Annotated in this window: 16 protein-coding genes, 1 pseudogene and 1 riboswitch; of the genes and pseudogenes, 4 read left to right on the forward strand and 13 right to left on the reverse strand. The window is 63.0% G+C overall.

The features are described from left to right. Nucleotides 1-81: 81 nt before the first annotated feature. The 10 genes from DEJ54_RS22780 to DEJ54_RS22825 all read right to left on the reverse strand — a co-directional run bounded on the left by DEJ54_RS22780 (nt 82) and on the right by DEJ54_RS22825 (nt 9,743). Nucleotides 82-831: a hydroxymethylpyrimidine/phosphomethylpyrimidine kinase gene (locus DEJ54_RS22780; RefSeq protein ID WP_245447831.1), complete on the reverse strand. Its 750-nt coding sequence runs from the start codon at nt 829-831 to the stop codon at nt 82-84. Then, complete coding sequence (locus tag DEJ54_RS22785; RefSeq protein ID WP_113157031.1) at nt 822-1,427, reverse strand: thiamine phosphate synthase; 606 nt, start codon at nt 1,425-1,427, stop codon at nt 822-824. Before DEJ54_RS22785 ends, DEJ54_RS22780 begins: the two co-directional genes overlap by 10 nt. Then, the gene (locus DEJ54_RS22790) at nt 1,424-2,197 is read right to left on the reverse strand and encodes a thiazole synthase (protein WP_113157032.1); all 774 of its coding nucleotides are present in this window, start codon (nt 2,195-2,197) and stop codon (nt 1,424-1,426) included. The genes DEJ54_RS22785 and DEJ54_RS22790 overlap by 4 nt, the downstream gene beginning before the upstream one ends. Nucleotide 2,198: 1 nt before the next feature. Continuing rightward, a complete protein-coding gene (thiS, locus tag DEJ54_RS22795; protein WP_113157033.1) occupies nt 2,199-2,396 on the reverse strand; it encodes a sulfur carrier protein ThiS in 198 nt (65 codons plus the stop codon). Continuing rightward, nucleotides 2,380-3,354, reverse strand: a complete 975-nt coding sequence (gene thiO / locus DEJ54_RS22800) for a glycine oxidase ThiO (RefSeq protein WP_113157034.1) — start codon at nt 3,352-3,354, stop codon at nt 2,380-2,382. The genes thiS and thiO overlap by 17 nt, the downstream gene beginning before the upstream one ends. Before the next feature lie 3 nt (nt 3,355-3,357). Next, a complete protein-coding gene (gene thiC / locus DEJ54_RS22805; protein ID WP_113157035.1) occupies nt 3,358-5,175 on the reverse strand; it encodes a phosphomethylpyrimidine synthase ThiC in 1,818 nt (605 codons plus the stop codon). A gap of 113 nt (nt 5,176-5,288) precedes the next feature. Next, nucleotides 5,289-5,413: riboswitch (TPP riboswitch) on the reverse strand. A 109-nt stretch (nt 5,414-5,522) separates the two neighbouring features. Then, on the reverse strand, nt 5,523-6,689 hold the full coding sequence (argE, locus tag DEJ54_RS22810; RefSeq protein ID WP_245447832.1) for an acetylornithine deacetylase: 1,167 nt from the start codon (nt 6,687-6,689) through the stop codon (nt 5,523-5,525). 16 nt (nt 6,690-6,705) lie between these two features. Further along, a complete protein-coding gene (locus tag DEJ54_RS22815; RefSeq protein ID WP_113157037.1) occupies nt 6,706-8,199 on the reverse strand; it encodes a tripartite tricarboxylate transporter permease in 1,494 nt (497 codons plus the stop codon). Between the two features lie 25 nt (nt 8,200-8,224). Next, nucleotides 8,225-8,737: a tripartite tricarboxylate transporter TctB family protein gene (locus DEJ54_RS22820; RefSeq protein WP_206546451.1), complete on the reverse strand. Its 513-nt coding sequence runs from the start codon at nt 8,735-8,737 to the stop codon at nt 8,225-8,227. A 28-nt stretch (nt 8,738-8,765) separates the two neighbouring features. Next, nucleotides 8,766-9,743 (reverse strand): tripartite tricarboxylate transporter substrate binding protein, encoded by a 978-nt coding sequence (locus DEJ54_RS22825; RefSeq protein ID WP_113157038.1) that lies wholly within the window; start codon nt 9,741-9,743, stop codon nt 8,766-8,768. Nucleotides 9,744-9,880: 137 nt separating this feature from the next. Between DEJ54_RS22825 and DEJ54_RS22830 the strand changes: the two genes are divergently transcribed. Beyond that, nucleotides 9,881-10,789, forward strand: coding sequence for a LysR substrate-binding domain-containing protein (locus tag DEJ54_RS22830; protein ID WP_113157039.1), 909 nt, complete (start codon nt 9,881-9,883; stop codon nt 10,787-10,789). Between the two features lie 9 nt (nt 10,790-10,798). On the opposite strand, the gene DEJ54_RS22835 is transcribed toward DEJ54_RS22830, so the two are convergent. The 3 genes from DEJ54_RS22835 to DEJ54_RS22845 all read right to left on the reverse strand — a co-directional run bounded on the left by DEJ54_RS22835 (nt 10,799) and on the right by DEJ54_RS22845 (nt 12,558). Further along, nucleotides 10,799-11,104: an XRE family transcriptional regulator gene (locus DEJ54_RS22835; protein ID WP_113157040.1), complete on the reverse strand. Its 306-nt coding sequence runs from the start codon at nt 11,102-11,104 to the stop codon at nt 10,799-10,801. A gap of 71 nt (nt 11,105-11,175) precedes the next feature. Then, nucleotides 11,176-12,012 (reverse strand): universal stress protein, encoded by an 837-nt coding sequence (locus DEJ54_RS22840; protein WP_113157041.1) that lies wholly within the window; start codon nt 12,010-12,012, stop codon nt 11,176-11,178. A 96-nt stretch (nt 12,013-12,108) separates the two neighbouring features. Further along, nucleotides 12,109-12,558: a pyridoxamine 5'-phosphate oxidase family protein gene (locus tag DEJ54_RS22845; RefSeq protein ID WP_113157042.1), complete on the reverse strand. Its 450-nt coding sequence runs from the start codon at nt 12,556-12,558 to the stop codon at nt 12,109-12,111. A gap of 244 nt (nt 12,559-12,802) precedes the next feature. Between DEJ54_RS22845 and DEJ54_RS22850 the strand changes: the two genes are divergently transcribed. The 3 genes and pseudogenes from DEJ54_RS22850 to DEJ54_RS22860 form a co-directional block, all read left to right on the forward strand. After that, a complete protein-coding gene (locus tag DEJ54_RS22850; protein WP_113157043.1) occupies nt 12,803-14,095 on the forward strand; it encodes an NAD(P)/FAD-dependent oxidoreductase in 1,293 nt (430 codons plus the stop codon). A gap of 12 nt (nt 14,096-14,107) precedes the next feature. Further along, nucleotides 14,108-14,467 (forward strand): DUF5368 domain-containing protein, encoded by a 360-nt coding sequence (locus DEJ54_RS22855; RefSeq protein WP_113157044.1) that lies wholly within the window; start codon nt 14,108-14,110, stop codon nt 14,465-14,467. Between the two features lie 105 nt (nt 14,468-14,572). After that, nucleotides 14,573-14,707: pseudogene (locus DEJ54_RS22860) on the forward strand (helix-turn-helix domain-containing protein); the annotation flags it as partial. Between the last annotated feature and the right edge of the window lie 81 nt (nt 14,708-14,788).

The following is a 14,788-nucleotide window of genomic DNA, read 5'->3' on the forward strand; positions in this document are numbered from 1 at the left end:
TATACGCCATCGAACGAGGATTGAAATGGTTTTAGTGTCTCACCAAGGCTGACGCTGAGTGACAGCCGGGCGCAGCCTGCCTCAGGCAGCCAGCCAGCGTTCGGAAAGATGGGTTTTGGCCGTCCGCACGCTTGCCTCCAGCGCATCGCCCCGGGCAAGGCCAGCAGCGACGGCGCTCGCCAGCATGCAGCCGGTGCCGCGCATTGCGCCGGGCAGGCGCGGTCCATCAAAACGAAGCGACGGCCCGTCCGCCCGAAAGAGCGTGTCAACCGCGCGAACACCACGCGCATGTCCACCCTTCACCAGCAGCGCGCGCACGCCCCCGGCAAGCATCCGGCCTGCCTGGGCATGCCGGTTAGCCTCGCATTCCGCTTCTTCCTCTCGCGTCAAAATCGCCAGTTCCGGCAGGTTTGGCGTAACAAGGCTGCACAGCGGCATCAGCTTTTCGCGCATGGTTTCAATCGCGTCTTCGGCAAGCAGCGCCCGCCCGGAAGACGAAGCGATCACCGGATCGAGCACCACCGGAATGTCGGCATTTGCGCGCAGAATGGCCGCGACGCGCTCCACCGTCTCACCGGCTCCCAGCATGCCGATCTTGATCGCCGTCACCCGGTTGGCCGAAAGGGCGGCAAACATCTGCGCTTCCACCATCTCAGGGGCGCAGAGGTCGACGCGGCTCACCGCCTCATGCGTCTGCACGGTCACTGCCGTCACGGCAAGGCATGTCTTCACGCCGAACGCCGAAATCGTCTCGATGTCGCGCGCAATACCGGCCCCGCCGGAGGAATCCGAGCCGGCGACCACCAGCACATGCGCCGCACTCATCGCCATTTCTCCGTCGCCGCCAGCCATTCGCGGGTGCGCGCTTCCGGATCGGGGTTCAAAGTGATGTCCGTCACCACGGCGGCGCTGTCCGCACCGGCTCCAAACACGCCGGGCAGTCGTTCCGGGTTCAGCCCGCCAATCGCCACCAGCGGCACATCGCCGACACGCTTTCGCCAGTCGGCCAGCCGGTCGAGCCCCTGCGGCGCCCATTTCATCTTCTTCAGGATCGTTGGATAGACCGGGCCGAGCGCCACATATTCCGGTTTTTCGGCAAGCGCCGTGCGCAGTTCCGCTCCATCATGGGTGCTGATGCCAAGCTTCATCCCCGCCGCGCGGATCGCGCCAAGATCGGCTTCCGCCAGATCTTCCTGTCCCAGATGGATGAAGTCGCAGCCCGTCTCGATGGCAAGCCGCCAGTGGTCGTTGACGATCAGCTGGCAGTCGTGACCGGCGCAGATGCGCTTTGCCTCGGCGATCTCGGCCTTGAGGTTTTGCTCATCCATCTCCTTGATGCGCAACTGCACCAGCTTCACGCCCAGAGGCGCAAGCCGGGCAATCCACGCCGCGCTGTCAACGATGAGATAAAAGGGATCAAGCTTCATTCGAAAACGGCCTTGCCAATAATCGGGGTTGAGGGAACGGCCATGTCGCGCGGCTCCAGCGGCCCGGCGCGAAAGGCCACGTGGCCGGCCTCGACCGCCCCGGCAAAGGCTGCCGCCATCGCTGCCGGATCGCCGGCCTTTGCAACGGCCGTGTTCAGAAGAACCGCGTCGAAACCAAGCTCCATCACCATGCCCGCATGCGAGGGGCGTCCGAGTCCCGCATCCACGATCAGCGGAATGTCGGGGAAATGCGCCCGGATCGCCCGCAATCCGTCCACGTTCACAGGCCCGCGCGCCGAGCCGATGGGCGCGCACCAAGGCATCAGAACCTCGCATCCCGCCTCAAGAAGCCGTTCGGCCACCACCAGATCGTCGGTCGTGTAGGGAAACACCCTGAAACCCTCGGCACTCAGGATGCGCGCGGCTTCCACGAGGCCAAACACGTCCGGCTGAAGCGTGTCATGGTGGCCGATCACTTCGAGCTTGATCCAGTCCGTGCCGAAAAGCTCGCGCGCCATCTGCGCCGTGGTCACCGCTTCCTTCACCGAGTGGCATCCGGCCGTGTTGGGCAGAACCCGCACGCCCAGTTCCCGGATCAGCTCCCAGAACTGCCCGCCAGTGCGGTTTCCCGCCGTCTCGCGTCGCAGCGACACGGTCACGATATCGCAGGCCGAAGCCCGCACCGCCTCGGCCATGATGGCGGGGGAGGGGTATTGCGCAGTGCCCAGCAGAAGCCGCGATGTCAGTGTTTCGCCGTAGAGCGTCAGCATGTCAGCCTCCCTGCATGGGCGAGAGAATTTCGATCCGGTCGCCTTCATCAAGTGTGCAGAGAATGCGTTCCCCCGCCCGCACCAGTTCGCCATTGCGCGCCGTGGCGAGAAAGTCGGGCGCATAGTCGAGTTCGTCGAGAAGGGCGGCAAGCGTCGTTGCCGTCACGCGCCGCTCCTCGCCATTAACCGTGAGCTTCATTCAGAGCCTCCACGCGTTCGTTCAGGATCAGGGCCGCCGCCTCCTGCGCCATTGCGGGCGAGAGCAGAAAGCCATGGCGATAAAAACCGTTCACGCTGATCCCCTCCCGGGTCTGCTTCACGCGCGGCAGATTGTCGGCATAGGCCGGGCGCACACCGGCGCCCGTCTCCACGATCTTCGCTTCCGCAAAGGCCGGGTGCAGGCTGTAGGCCGCGTTCAGGAGTTCCATTGTCGAGCGGGCGCTGATCGGCCCGTCATCATCGCTTTCGATCATCGTCGCGCCGACCATGAAGTGATGCCCCTCGCGCGGCACGATATAGACCGGAATGCGCGGATGAAGCAGACGCACCGGGCGTGAAAGGCTGATCTCTTTCGTGCGCAGCAGAAGCATTTCGCCACGCACTCCACGCAGCTCGTCATCAGCCGCCGCCATGCCGGTGCAATCGGCAATCCTGTCCGCCTCAACCGGCGTATCGTTACCGTAAGCAAAGCGTACTCCCGCCGTTTTCAACGCGGTTATCAGCGCCGTCATCGCCCGGCGCGGGTCGAGATGCGCTTCATCACGGAAGAAAAGCCCACGCCGAAACCGCCCGGCAAGGTCCGGCTCCAGTGCCGCCACGCCGTCGCCATCCAGCCAATCATGGCCGCCCGTGCGGGTGGCGAAGCGGTTGAGTTCCGCCGCATCGCGCGCAGGCGCGACCACCAGCGTTCCATTGTGCAACACATGGCCGGGCAGCGCCCCGTCCCACCAGTCCGCCGCAAGGCGTCCCAGTGTCAGAACCGGCTCCTCCGCGCTCTCGCGCTCGCACCAGGGCGCAAGCATCCCGCCGGCAAGCCATGAGGCGCTGCCCGCCGGTCCGGCGCGAACGTCGCAGACAGTCACCTGCGCGCCCGCCCGGACAAGCTCATGGGCCAGCGTGAGGCCGGCAATGCCGGCCCCGCGAATGAGGACATGCATGGGTCAGTCCCCGTTCTCCGCCGCCACCTGGTCGAGCGGCATGTAGAGATCGCCGCCCTCGCGGAACTTCTCCGCCATCTTCGCCATCCCCTCCTTCTGCGCCTCGGCGCGGATGTCGTGGGAAATGCGCATGGAGCAGAATTTCGGGCCGCACATGGAGCAGAAATGCGCCACCTTGTGCGCCTCCTTCGGCAGGGTCTGATCATGGAAATTACGCGCCGTTTCCGGGTCCAGCGAGAGGTTGAACTGATCCTCCCAGCGGAACTCGAAGCGCGCCCGCGAAAGCGCATCATCGCGGATCTTCGCCGCCGGATGCCCCTTGGCGAGGTCCGCCGCATGCGCTGCGATCTTGTAGGTGATGACGCCTGTCTTCACGTCATCGCGGTCAGGCAGGCCCAGATGCTCTTTCGGCGTGACGTAGCAGAGCATGGCCGTGCCATACCAGCCGATCATCGCCGCGCCGATGCCGCTCGTGATGTGGTCATAGCCCGGCGCAATGTCCGTGGTGAGCGGCCCAAGCGTATAGAACGGAGCCTCGCCGCAGACCTCGAGCTGCTTGTCCATGTTTTCCTTGATCTTGTGCATGGGCACATGACCGGGGCCTTCGATGATGACCTGGCAGTCCTTCTCCCAGGCGATCTTCGTCAGTTCGCCCAGCGTTTCCAGCTCGGCAAACTGGGCTGCGTCATTGGCGTCGGCGATGGAGCCGGGCCGCAGGCCGTCGCCCAGCGAGAACGACACGTCATAGGCGCGGCAGATGTCGCAGATTTCCGCAAAGTTCTCGTAGAGAAAGCTCTCCTTGTGGTGGTGCAGGCACCACTTGGCCATGATCGAGCCGCCGCGCGAAACGATGCCCGTGACACGGTCGACCGTCAGCGGAATGTAGTGCAGGCGCACACCCGCATGGATGGTGAAATAGTCGACGCCCTGTTCGGCCTGTTCGATCAGCGTGTCGCGGAACACCTCCCAGTTCAGATCTTCGGCAATGCCGTTCACCTTTTCCAGCGCCTGATAGATCGGCACGGTACCGATCGGCACGGGCGAATTGCGGATGATCCATTCGCGGATGTTGTGAATGTTGCGGCCGGTCGACAGGTCCATCACCGTATCGCCACCCCAGCGCGTCGCCCACACCATCTTTTCCACTTCCTCTGCCATGGAGGAGGTGACGGCGGAATTGCCGATATTGGCGTTGATCTTCACGAGGAAGTTGCGGCCGATGATCATCGGCTCGGCTTCCGGGTGGTTGATGTTGGAGGGGATCACAGCCCGGCCGCGCGCCACCTCGTCACGCACGAATTCCGGCGTCACGAAATCGGGGATCGATGCGCCAAAGCTCTCGCCGTCGCGGGCAAGCGCGGCCTTGGCCTGCGCGCGTCCGAGATTTTCACGGATGGCGATGAATTCCATCTCCGGCGTGATGATGCCGGCGCGCGCATAGGCGAGCTGCGTGACGGCCTTGCCGTCCTTCGCTTTCAGCGGCTGATGGCGAATGGGAAATTCCGGCGTCAGCCGGTCGCCGGTGGCAAAACCATTGTCTTCCGGTTTGACGTGGCGTCCCTCATAGGCTTCCACGTCGCCGCGCGCCTTTACCCAGGCTTCGCGGATGCGCGGCAGGCCCCTGTCGATCTCGATCAGCATGTCGGGATCAGAGTATGGGCCGGAGGAATCGTAGACGGTCACCGGCGGTTCGCCGGCGCTTGGATGCACGGCGATTTCGCGCATGGGCACGCGAATCTCGGGGTGAAGCGTTCCGGGTTTGTAGACCTTGCGCGACGCCGGCAACGGGCCGGTGGTTACGGTCGGGGCAAATGCGTCCATGGGTTCAGAGCCTCCTCTGCTCGTTCAGCAATGGAGACCCAGTTCGTGCCGAGAGGAGGAAGAGCTGTGACGTTCCTGTACGGAAACGGTTTTCGGCCGCGATAAGCCTGTGACCCGCCAAGCATGCACCATCCCTACGCCAGTATGAACTGGATCAGGTTCATCGGGTCACTGCGCTGCATGGAAAACCATGCCAGCAGAATCTCAGCCCCTTGGCGGGACCCCCCAGGTGAGGCTTTAGGGTGGGCGAAGGCGGTGCTGCTTGTCAAGCAGGCTGACGCGGTTGTGCAGAACTCTGCGTCAGGGGAGGGCCGGCCGCGATGAGCGGCCGGGCCGGAAAGCTTAGGTCAGGCCGGTTCGGTGACCTTCCGGGCGACCTTGCCCAGGAAATCGAGGCAAAGGTCCAGCTGCTCGATGGCAACGAACTCATCCGGCTTATGCGCCTGGCGGATCGAGCCGGGGCCGACAATCACCGAAGGGATGCCGCCGATGGTCTCGAACACACCGCCTTCCGAACCGTAGGACACCTTGCCGGACCATTCCGGCATGATGTCGCGGAAGAAGGCGAAGCCGTCGGTCGACGTGCTGTCGCCCATCGCCGGATAGGCGAAAATTTCTTCCCATTCGATGCCGGTTTCGGCGCATTTCGCCTGCATTTTCGGCAAAATTTCTTCGTTTGCGCGCTTTTTCAGAGATTCCAGTTCGGCCCGCGCATCATGGGTCGGCAGGCTGCGGATCTCGAAGGTGAAGCTGCACAGATCCGGCGTCACATTGGTCGCGACACCGCCGGAAATCATGGTCGCCAGCATGGTCGAATGCGGCACCGTGAAGTCGCGGTCGAAGGGGCCTTCCTCGCCGATCTGCTCGCCGCGTTCGGCGATCATCGAAACGATGCGCGCCGCATAGTCGATGGCGTTGACGTGATCAGGCGCGAAGGAGGAGTGGCCGGACGTGCCATGCACATGGCAGCGCATGGCGATCTTGCCCTTCTGGCCGGTCACCAGCGTCATGTCGGTCGGCTCGCCGATGATCGCCAGCATGGGCGGCACGTCGAGCGCGGCCAGCCATTCGGCGATGGCCGGCGCACCGAGGCAGCCCACTTCCTCGTCATGCGAGAAGCAGAGCCAGACCGGCCTTTCCAGCTTCGCGGCTGCAAGCTGCGGCACCATCGCCATGACACAGGCGGCAAAGCCCTTCATGTCGCAGCTTCCGCGGCCATAGAGCTTTCCGTCGCGCTCGGTCAGGTCGAACGGACCGGAAGTCCAGCCCTTTTCCAGCGCCGGCACCACATCGGTGTGGCCGGACAGCACGACGCCGGGAACGTCGGCAGGGCCGATGCGGGCGATCAAGTTTGCCTTCTCGCCCGTCTCGTCCAGCAAAATGACCGGCTCGATGCCGTATTCCCGCAGGAACGCCGCCATGTGGTCGATGAGCGGCCGGTTCGTGTAGCGGCTCGTCGTATCGAAGGCGACCAGATCCTTCAGGTGGCTCTTGGCATTCTCAAGCAGTGACATGGTGGACTTTTCGGCCTCAGGCATTCTGTGCAGCACGGTTCTCTCGGTATTTTTGCCACTCCCGGCGGATCGTCAGGCCGACGAAGAACACGATCAGACCTGCGAAAATCCAGGAAATGGCGGACTGGAAGAAGACGGACGGGTCACCGCGCGAAATGGCCAGCGCGCGGCGCAGATTGTCCTCGAACATCGGCCCCAGAATGAAGGCGATCAGGAACGGCGCCGGGGGGATGTTCAAAAGCAGCATGATGAAGCCGACCACGCCCATGATGAGCAGGACGGTGACGTCGAACATGTTGCTGGAAATCGAATAGATGCCATAGACGCACAGCATCAGGACCACAGGCGTCAGAAGCACCTGCGGGATCGACGCGATGTGCGAGAAGAAGCGCACCGTCAGCTTGCCCGCACCGAACAGCAGGACCGAGGAGAACATCATGCCGATGAACAGCATGTAGACCTCGTTCAGATTGTTCTGGAACAGAAGCGGGCCGGGCGTGAGGCCCTGGATCATGAACGCGCCGAGCATGACGCCGGTGATCACGTCGCCGGGAACGCCGAGCGCCAGAAGCGGGATCATGGTCGCGCCGCAGCAGCCATTGTTGGCCGATTCAGAAGCCGCGATGCCCTCCAGCTCGCCCTTGCCGAAATTCTCGCTGTTGGGGGAGGAGCGACGCGCCTCACCATAGGAAAAGAAGGCGGCGGCCGACGGCCCGATGCCCGGAATGGCGCCCAGAATCACACCGATGAAGCTGCCGCGGATGATGGATTTCACGGAGCCGCGGAATTCCGCCAGCGTCAGCCGGTTGTCGCCAAGTTTCATGGCCTGGCCATGGTTTTCCTCGCGGAAAACGATGAGACGCAGAAGCTCGGGCAGGGCGAACAGACCGATCAGAACGGGTGCCACGGAAAGGCCACCCTTCATGTCCTCGGTCATGGCGAAGCGGAACGAGCCGTACATGTCCTCGCCGACGGTTGCCAGAAGCAGACCGAAACAGGCCGACACGACGCCGAGCAGCAGCGAGCCGCCGGAAATGGAGGCGACCATGGTCAGCGCGAAGGCCATCAGCATGAAATATTCCGGCGGACCAACGCGCAGCGCCAGAAGCGCCAGCGGGGCCGCGAGGAAGATCAGCGAAATGTTGGACAGGAAATCGCCGATACAGGACGAGATGAGCGCCATGTTGAGCGCCTTGCCGGCCTTGCCCTTCTGGGCGAGCGGCCAGCCATCAAGCACCGTACAGGCGGCGGACGCCGTGCCCGGCGTCTTGATGAGGATCGCCGAGATCGACGCGCCATAGGTGCTGCCCTTGTAGAGCGCAACGAGCAAAAGAATGCTGGTGACGGGCGACAGATAGAAGGTGAAGGGCAGGGCGAGCGTCACCGCCATGGTGCCGGTCATGCCCGGAATGGCGCCGATGATTACACCGGCCAGGATGCCCGCGCCCATGGCCAGCACATTGGCCAGCGTGGCGACGGATTCGAATGCGAAAAGAAGATCGTTCCACATGTGTTGAGCGGTCCTGGTGGCGTTCTCAGTTGAAGGTGGGGAAGATGCCCCAGCTCCCCTGAGGGAAGGGCGTGTGCGTTACATTACCGAAGAAGAGCTGCAGGCCGAGCGGCAGCAGGACGGCCAGCGCAAGCACTGCGACCCAGCGCGACGAAGCTCCGGCGAGAATGAAGGCAGCGAGCGCCAGCAGCATCGATGACGGCAGAAAACCGAGGCGCGGCGCAAGAAAGACGAAGCCTGCAAATGCGGCGAGCGCCAGCGCGAGCCGGATCAGCCGGTTGCGCCATTCCGCAGGCGAGGCAGGCGAATATTCCGCCTCTTCCGGAGCTGCGCGCCCGCCGCTGAGAGCCACAAGCACCATCGCCAGAATGCCGAGCGCGAGGCCCAGAATGGAGACGGTGCGCGGCCACATGTCGGGCGGGGGCGCGAAGCCTGGAATGAAGGAAGGACGCGGCACGTGGATCGGGATCAGTGCGAAAAGCACCACGCCGAAGAAGAGGGCGATCAAAAAGCCCCGGAGCATTCCCTTGTTCAGCATGCCGCGTCCTCCTGGTTCTTAAGTTGGCTTACTGAATGTAGCCGAACTCGCGGGCGAGCCCGTTGAACAGCTCGTACTGCGACTTGGCATAGGCAGGCATGTCTTCCTTGCCAGCCGTGGAGATGGAGCCGCGGCGCTTGGCCAGCTCAAGCCAGGTCTCGTCCTCGCCAACCTTGTTGAGGGTTTCCTGCCAGCGGGTCACGACCTCTTCCGGCAGATCCTTCGGGCCGTAGAGTGCGCTCCAGCCGGTGATCTGGCCAGCCTTGTCGAAGCCGAGCTCGGCTGCAGTCGGGACGTCAGGCAGCGTGTCCATGCGCGACGGTGCGTAGACCATCAGAGCGCGCATCTTGCCAGACTCGATGTGCGGCATCAGCGAACCGGCCGCGATGGCGAGGAAATCCACATGGCCGCCCAGAAGCGCGGTCGCGAGAGCGCCGCCGCCCTTGTAGGGCACGAGGGTCGCTGCCGTCAGCGGGTCGAGTTCATTGTCGGCCAGCAGCGCCTGAACGGTGAAGCCGTCAATGGCGGTCGCGCCGGATGCGCCATAGGTGAGGGCGCCCGGCTCGGCCTTCATCGCCGCGATGAGCTCTTCAGCCGACTTGTAGGGGGAGTTTTCCGCCACGGCGAGGATCATCGGGGTTGCTTCGAGCGAACCGAGGAAGGTGTAGCCATCCCAGCCGACCGGGGAGCTTTCCTGAACCGCCGGGTAGAGCGCCATGCCAACGCGGGCGAGAAGAAGCGTGTAACCGTCCGGCTCGATCTCGGAAACGAAACGAGCGCCGATCATGCCGCCATTGCCCGGCTTGTTGACCACGACAACCGGCTGGTCGCCGAGATAGTCACGAGCGGTCTCGGCCAATGCGCGCGCCGCCATGTCCGAAGCGCCGCCTGCGCCATAAGGCGCAACGATGGTCACGGCCTTTTCCGGATAATCGCCCGCGTGCGCCGTGCCGGCTGCGAGAACGAGAGCGGCAGCAGCCACAATGTTTTTCAGTACAGATTTCATGCAGGGTCCTCCCTGGGAGAGTGAAGCCATTCGCCCGGATGAACCGAGCGCACGCTTTTTTTGCACAGTATGCTTTATTTCGCAAATTATGCCTGTTAGTATTACTATTATTAATAGTGACTATTGAGGATGCGCAGATGAACCTGAAACAGCTCGAGGCGTTCGACGCCTTCATGAGCCATGGTTCCGCGACGCGCGCGGCTGCGGCGCTGAAGATCAGCCAGCCCATGGTGAGCCGCCTTCTCGGCCAGTTGGAGGAGACGATTGGCTTTCCCCTGTTCGTGCGCAAACGCAACCAGCTCATGCCGACCCATGAGGCGATCCTGTTCCACACCAATGTCTCGCGTTCGCTGACGGCGTTTCAGGAGCTGGAGCGCGAAGCGCGCGCCATCGCCAACCGGCAGGTGGGGCGCATCGTGGTGGCTGCACAGCCGATCTATGTGGACACGTTCCTGCTGGACGTCGTCGCGCGCTTCAAGCAGACGCACCCGGACGTTGCGGTGAAGATCGTCGATACGGGCCTTGAAGAGCTTCTGCGCATGTTCAACGAGGGAAGCTGCGATCTGGGCGTCGGCATCACGCTGGATGCGAGCCCCTATGGCGCGAGCCTCATTAACCTGGGGGCCTGCGAGGCGCGCTGCCTGATCCCGAAGGGGCACAGGCTGGCGGGCAGGGATGTGGTGCAGATTGAAGATTTGCGGCGCGAAGTGTTTGTGGAGCTGGCCATCGGCAGCCCGCTGCGCACCCGCGTCGACTACATGATGCAGACCGCCGGCGCGCAGCGCCAGATCGCGGCGGAGGCGCGCACCCTGCGCGCGGTGCACGGCCTCGTGCGGCGTGGCGTCGGCATTGCCATCGTCGATCCGTTCAGCAGTCTTCTGCCTTCGGGCGACGATGTGATCGAGCGGCCGCTAAAGCCCTCCATCCCATGGGAAATGGCGATCTTCCATCACGAAGACCGCCCGCTGAGCCGGATCGAAAACGCCTTCATCGACACGATCCGCGCCGAGATCGGCATGCTGCGCGAGCAGGGCGTTCTCTCCTAAGGCAGGCCCTCAGGGCACGTCATTGTCGGCGGCGCGGCCGCCTTCGCTTTCCCAGTCGGACATGCTTCTGGAAAGGGTCGCATCGAACCGAAGGCGCACACCTGCGCCGCCATATCTGTCTTCATCGATGAATTCCGCGCCAAGCGTCTCAAGCGCCGTCTCGATGCTTTCAAGCTGCGCATCATCCGGTTCCGACAGCATCTGCTCATATTGCTCGATCACGAAGATCGGCACATTCGCGGCATTGGCCAGCACCTCTCTGGAAACGCGGGTCATGGCCCGCGCCGCGCGGCACTGTTCGGGTGTGATCGACATTGCAGACGTTTCCCTTTCGTCGGTTTGGCGCGCCTCTCGTTCAGCGTGCCCCCATTCAGCGTGCCCCGCGCTCAGCGCGCCATGAAGACCGGCACTGCCGGTTCTTCGATCATCGACCGCGTGACGCCGCCGAAAATGCGTTCGCGCAGCCGCGAATGCCCGTAAGCGCCCATGACCACAAGATCGGCCTGCATGTCCTGCGCGCGCCGCTGAAGCGTTTCGGCAACACTGCGGCCGGAGCTGGTGACGCGCTCCACGGTCACTTTCGCACCCAGGCGGGCCAGATAAGTCGCGAGATCCGCGCCCGGTTCTTCGCCATCCGCGCGCTCGCCGGCCTCGGGGTCGATCATCACCACATGGACATTGCCGGCAGCCGCGAGCAGGGGCCTTGCCTCATGCACGGCCCGCGAGGCCTCCAGACGGCAATCCCAGGCAATCATGATGTTGCTCGCGACGAGCGCCATGGGCCTGTCGTCCGGGAAGATCATGGCTGGAATCTGGGCATGGAAGAACAGGCCGTTCAGCACCGGGCCGCGCAGATCCTCGTTGTTTCTGAGATCCGCTCCAATGACGGCGAGATCCGCATAGCGCGCCCGGCGGCCGACCACATCGTCCACCACGGTCCGCTCCACGAAAACACTGTCGACATCCGCCGAAACCTGCGCCCTGGCGATGATATCATTGACCTCTTTCACCCGCTGGCTGAGGCGCTCGATATCAGCCTGGCGCTCGACGGCCCAGGTTTCCGAAACGGTGGCGGCATAGGTGCCAACCGGCGGTGGAGCGGCGATGCCGAGCACCTGAACGGCCAGATGAGACTCGTTCTGCTCGCAAAGCGTCAGCGCCTGCTTCAGGTCATTGTCGCCCTGACTGGCAGAGATCACACAGAGTATTGTCTTGTAAGACATCGTCGCTCTCCCAAAACCGTTGAATGCAATCAAGTATGGTCCCTGTCCGGCCCTTCCGCCTTGTTCTGGATCAAGGCGGAAGGCTGCGCCATGGCTCTATTCCGCCTCACGGTCGGCCAGCCGGCCCGACATTTCCTCGACCGCAATGCGGAAGAACAGGTGCGGCTGTTTCGTCGTGACGGGAAGAACCGGCTTCAGGCCGCCAGGCAGCCACCAGTTTTCGTGCTGGCTCAGCAATTGCCACGCCTGCTCACGCTGCTTCTTGTGGCCGATCTCGTTTGGCAGTTCCTCGAAACGGCCATTGACGACCACGCTGCGCCAGCCCTTCTCGTCCTTCTCCTCAATCAGCATCGAAACACGCGGATTGGCGCGCATGAAATCGATCTTGCGACCGGGAAGCGAGAAGGCATAAAGGCTGCCCTGCGCATGCACATAGTGGATCGTCGCCAGATAGGGCTCGCCATCCCGGGCGCAGGCAAGCCGGCCGAGCCGGTTGCGATCCAGCACCGCGACGCATTCTTCTTCTGTCAGGGAGCGAATGATCATCGAGCCTGTTTCCTGCTGCTGCCATTACCTCTGACCTTCAGCCGAAACCGACTGAAAGTCGTTGATGCAGATCAAGGGCATTCCATTCCTGTCGACAGGATGCGAGATCTGCGCGTCGACAGTATTGCATCACCCCGCTTGATCTTAATCAAGGAAAATAGCCGTCTATTGTCTTATCCATCATAATGAATGTGGCTCCGGATGAAGTATCCCGCAGGCCACGACAAGCAGGGAGGCTCTGACCTTGAACAGACGCCAGTTCATCACTCTTTCCGCCGCCGGCGCCCTTCTTGGCGCATCCGCCCACACCGCGCCGGCCCAGACCGTGAAAACATCCGCTTCCATCGTGATCATCGGGGCAGGGGCCGCTGGCACATCGCTTGCCAACCGCCTGGTGCGCAGGCTCGATGGCGCGAAGATCACCATCGTCGATCCAAGCGAGCGGCATCTTTATCAGCCGGGGCTCTCCCTCGTTGCAGCCGGGCTGAAACCGGCAGATTACGTCGTCTCCTCGACGGCGCACTGGCTGCCGGACGGCATCGACTGGATTGCCGAGGCCGCCACGGAAATCGACCCGGAAGCCCGCACGGTCACGACCAGCGGCGGCCAGACGGTCCGCTATGATTTCCTCGTTGTGGCACCGGGCCTGGTTCTGGATCACGACGCCATCGAGGGGTTCTCGCTCGACATGGTCGGCAAAAACGGCATCGGCGCGCTTTATGCGGGACCGGACCATGCCGCGCGGACCTGGGCTGCGGCTTCGAAATTCACCGAGGAGGGCGGTGTCGGCGTGTTCACACGGCCCGCCACCGAAATGAAATGCGCGGGCGCGCCGCTCAAGCACACCTTCCTCATCGACGACATTGCCAGAACCAACGGCAATGCCGGCAAGACGGAGATCATCTACGCCAACAATTCGCAGGCGCTATTCGGTGTGCCCATCGTGGCCGAGAAGGTGCGCATGCTGTTTCAGGATCGCGGCATCGCGCCGGCGCTCTCGCATGTGCTGAAGCGTGTGGACGCCGGCCGCCGGATCGCCACCTTCGACACGCCGGAGGGCGAGAAGGAGCTTGGTTACGACTATCTCCACGTGATCCCGCCGCAGCGCGCGCCCGATGTGGTGCGCCAGTCGGGCCTTTCCTGGGCGGACAAATGGACCGATCAGGGCTGGGTCGAGGTGGACATGCAGACGCTGCGCCACCTGCGCTATCCCGATGTTTTCGCGCTGGGCGATGTGGCCGGCGTGCCCAAGGGCAAGACCGCAGCCAGCGTGAAATGGCAGGTGCCGGTGGTCGAGGATCATCTGGTCGCGGCCATTGCGGGGAACGAAGGTACGGCAAGCTACAATGGTTACACCTCATGCCCGATGATCACCCGCGTGGGCCGGGCGATGCTGGTCGAGTTCGACTATCAGAACAATCTCGTTCCATCCTTCCCGGGCATCATCGCGCCGCTGGAAGAATTATGGATCAGCTGGCTGATGAAGGAGCTGGCGCTCAAGCCGACCTACAACGCGATGCTGCGCGGCGAAGCCTGAGAGGACAGGATCATGAAAGACCTTACATTTGGCACGATGATCGCGGTGTTCGAAGAAATGTTCGGACGCGGTCTGTTCTGGTTTCTGGTTGTGGCGGCCGTGGTGATCACGCTGGCCTATATCTATGTGCTGATCCGCGACCGCTCGGTTTCCATGAAGAAGTTCCTGTGGGCGCAGCTTTCCATGCCGTTCGGCGCGGTGGCGGCGGTGGCGCTGGTGCTGTGGGTGACGAAATCCAGCCTGTCGGATCTCGGCGGGCCGATAGACGTCATCATCTTCCTCGGCATCGCGGCGCTGGGCGCGGTGGGACTTTCGATCCTCGTCTACACCGCCGGTTCACTCATCGCACCGCCGGAGCGCTCGGAGGGTTAGATCGGTTCCATAATGTATGTTATGCGATCATTTGATATAGCTGGGTGGGTTCAAGTTTGAAGTGCGACTTGCGAGAGATAACAATGACTTATCTCTCGCCCCCCCATGAAACGCACCTACTCACAGATTGGCGTGGATGAACGCCGCAAGATTGCCCGCTGGCGGATGGCCGACATTAGCGTTGACCACAACGCCGCGAAACTCGACCGGCATCGTTCAACGATTTTCCGCGAGGTCAAATAGCGGGCATTCGTGACAAAGCCACCTGCCAGCAGCCCCCAATGACTGTCATGCGGACGAGCCAGCCGTTGCTTCGCTCTG

Source organism: Nitratireductor sp. OM-1 (genome assembly GCF_003296175.1).
Taxonomy (GTDB): domain Bacteria; phylum Pseudomonadota; class Alphaproteobacteria; order Rhizobiales; family Rhizobiaceae; genus Nitratireductor; species Nitratireductor aquimarinus.

Coding starts and splice junctions, on each gene's coding strand:
- DEJ54_RS22830 (WP_113157039.1), top strand. CDS start 9,881: ATGAACCTGAAACAGCTCGAGGCGTTCGACGCCTTCATGAGCCATGGT.
- argE (WP_245447832.1), bottom strand. CDS start 6,689: ATGTCACTGCTTGAGAATGCCAAGAGCCACCTGAAGGATCTGGTCGCC.
- thiO (WP_113157034.1), bottom strand. CDS start 3,354: ATGCATGTCCTCATTCGCGGGGCCGGCATTGCCGGCCTCACGCTGGCC.
- thiC (WP_113157035.1), bottom strand. CDS start 5,175: ATGGACGCATTTGCCCCGACCGTAACCACCGGCCCGTTGCCGGCGTCG.
- DEJ54_RS22840 (WP_113157041.1), bottom strand. CDS start 12,012: ATGTCTTACAAGACAATACTCTGTGTGATCTCTGCCAGTCAGGGCGAC.
- DEJ54_RS22845 (WP_113157042.1), bottom strand. CDS start 12,558: ATGATCATTCGCTCCCTGACAGAAGAAGAATGCGTCGCGGTGCTGGAT.
- DEJ54_RS22790 (WP_113157032.1), bottom strand. CDS start 2,197: ATGCTGACGCTCTACGGCGAAACACTGACATCGCGGCTTCTGCTGGGC.
- thiS (WP_113157033.1), bottom strand. CDS start 2,396: ATGAAGCTCACGGTTAATGGCGAGGAGCGGCGCGTGACGGCAACGACG.
- DEJ54_RS22855 (WP_113157044.1), top strand. CDS start 14,108: ATGAAAGACCTTACATTTGGCACGATGATCGCGGTGTTCGAAGAAATG.
- DEJ54_RS22785 (WP_113157031.1), bottom strand. CDS start 1,427: ATGAAGCTTGATCCCTTTTATCTCATCGTTGACAGCGCGGCGTGGATT.
- DEJ54_RS22815 (WP_113157037.1), bottom strand. CDS start 8,199: ATGTGGAACGATCTTCTTTTCGCATTCGAATCCGTCGCCACGCTGGCC.
- DEJ54_RS22835 (WP_113157040.1), bottom strand. CDS start 11,104: ATGTCGATCACACCCGAACAGTGCCGCGCGGCGCGGGCCATGACCCGC.
- DEJ54_RS22780 (WP_245447831.1), bottom strand. CDS start 831: ATGGCGATGAGTGCGGCGCATGTGCTGGTGGTCGCCGGCTCGGATTCC.
- DEJ54_RS22820 (WP_206546451.1), bottom strand. CDS start 8,737: ATGCTGAACAAGGGAATGCTCCGGGGCTTTTTGATCGCCCTCTTCTTC.
- DEJ54_RS22825 (WP_113157038.1), bottom strand. CDS start 9,743: ATGAAATCTGTACTGAAAAACATTGTGGCTGCTGCCGCTCTCGTTCTC.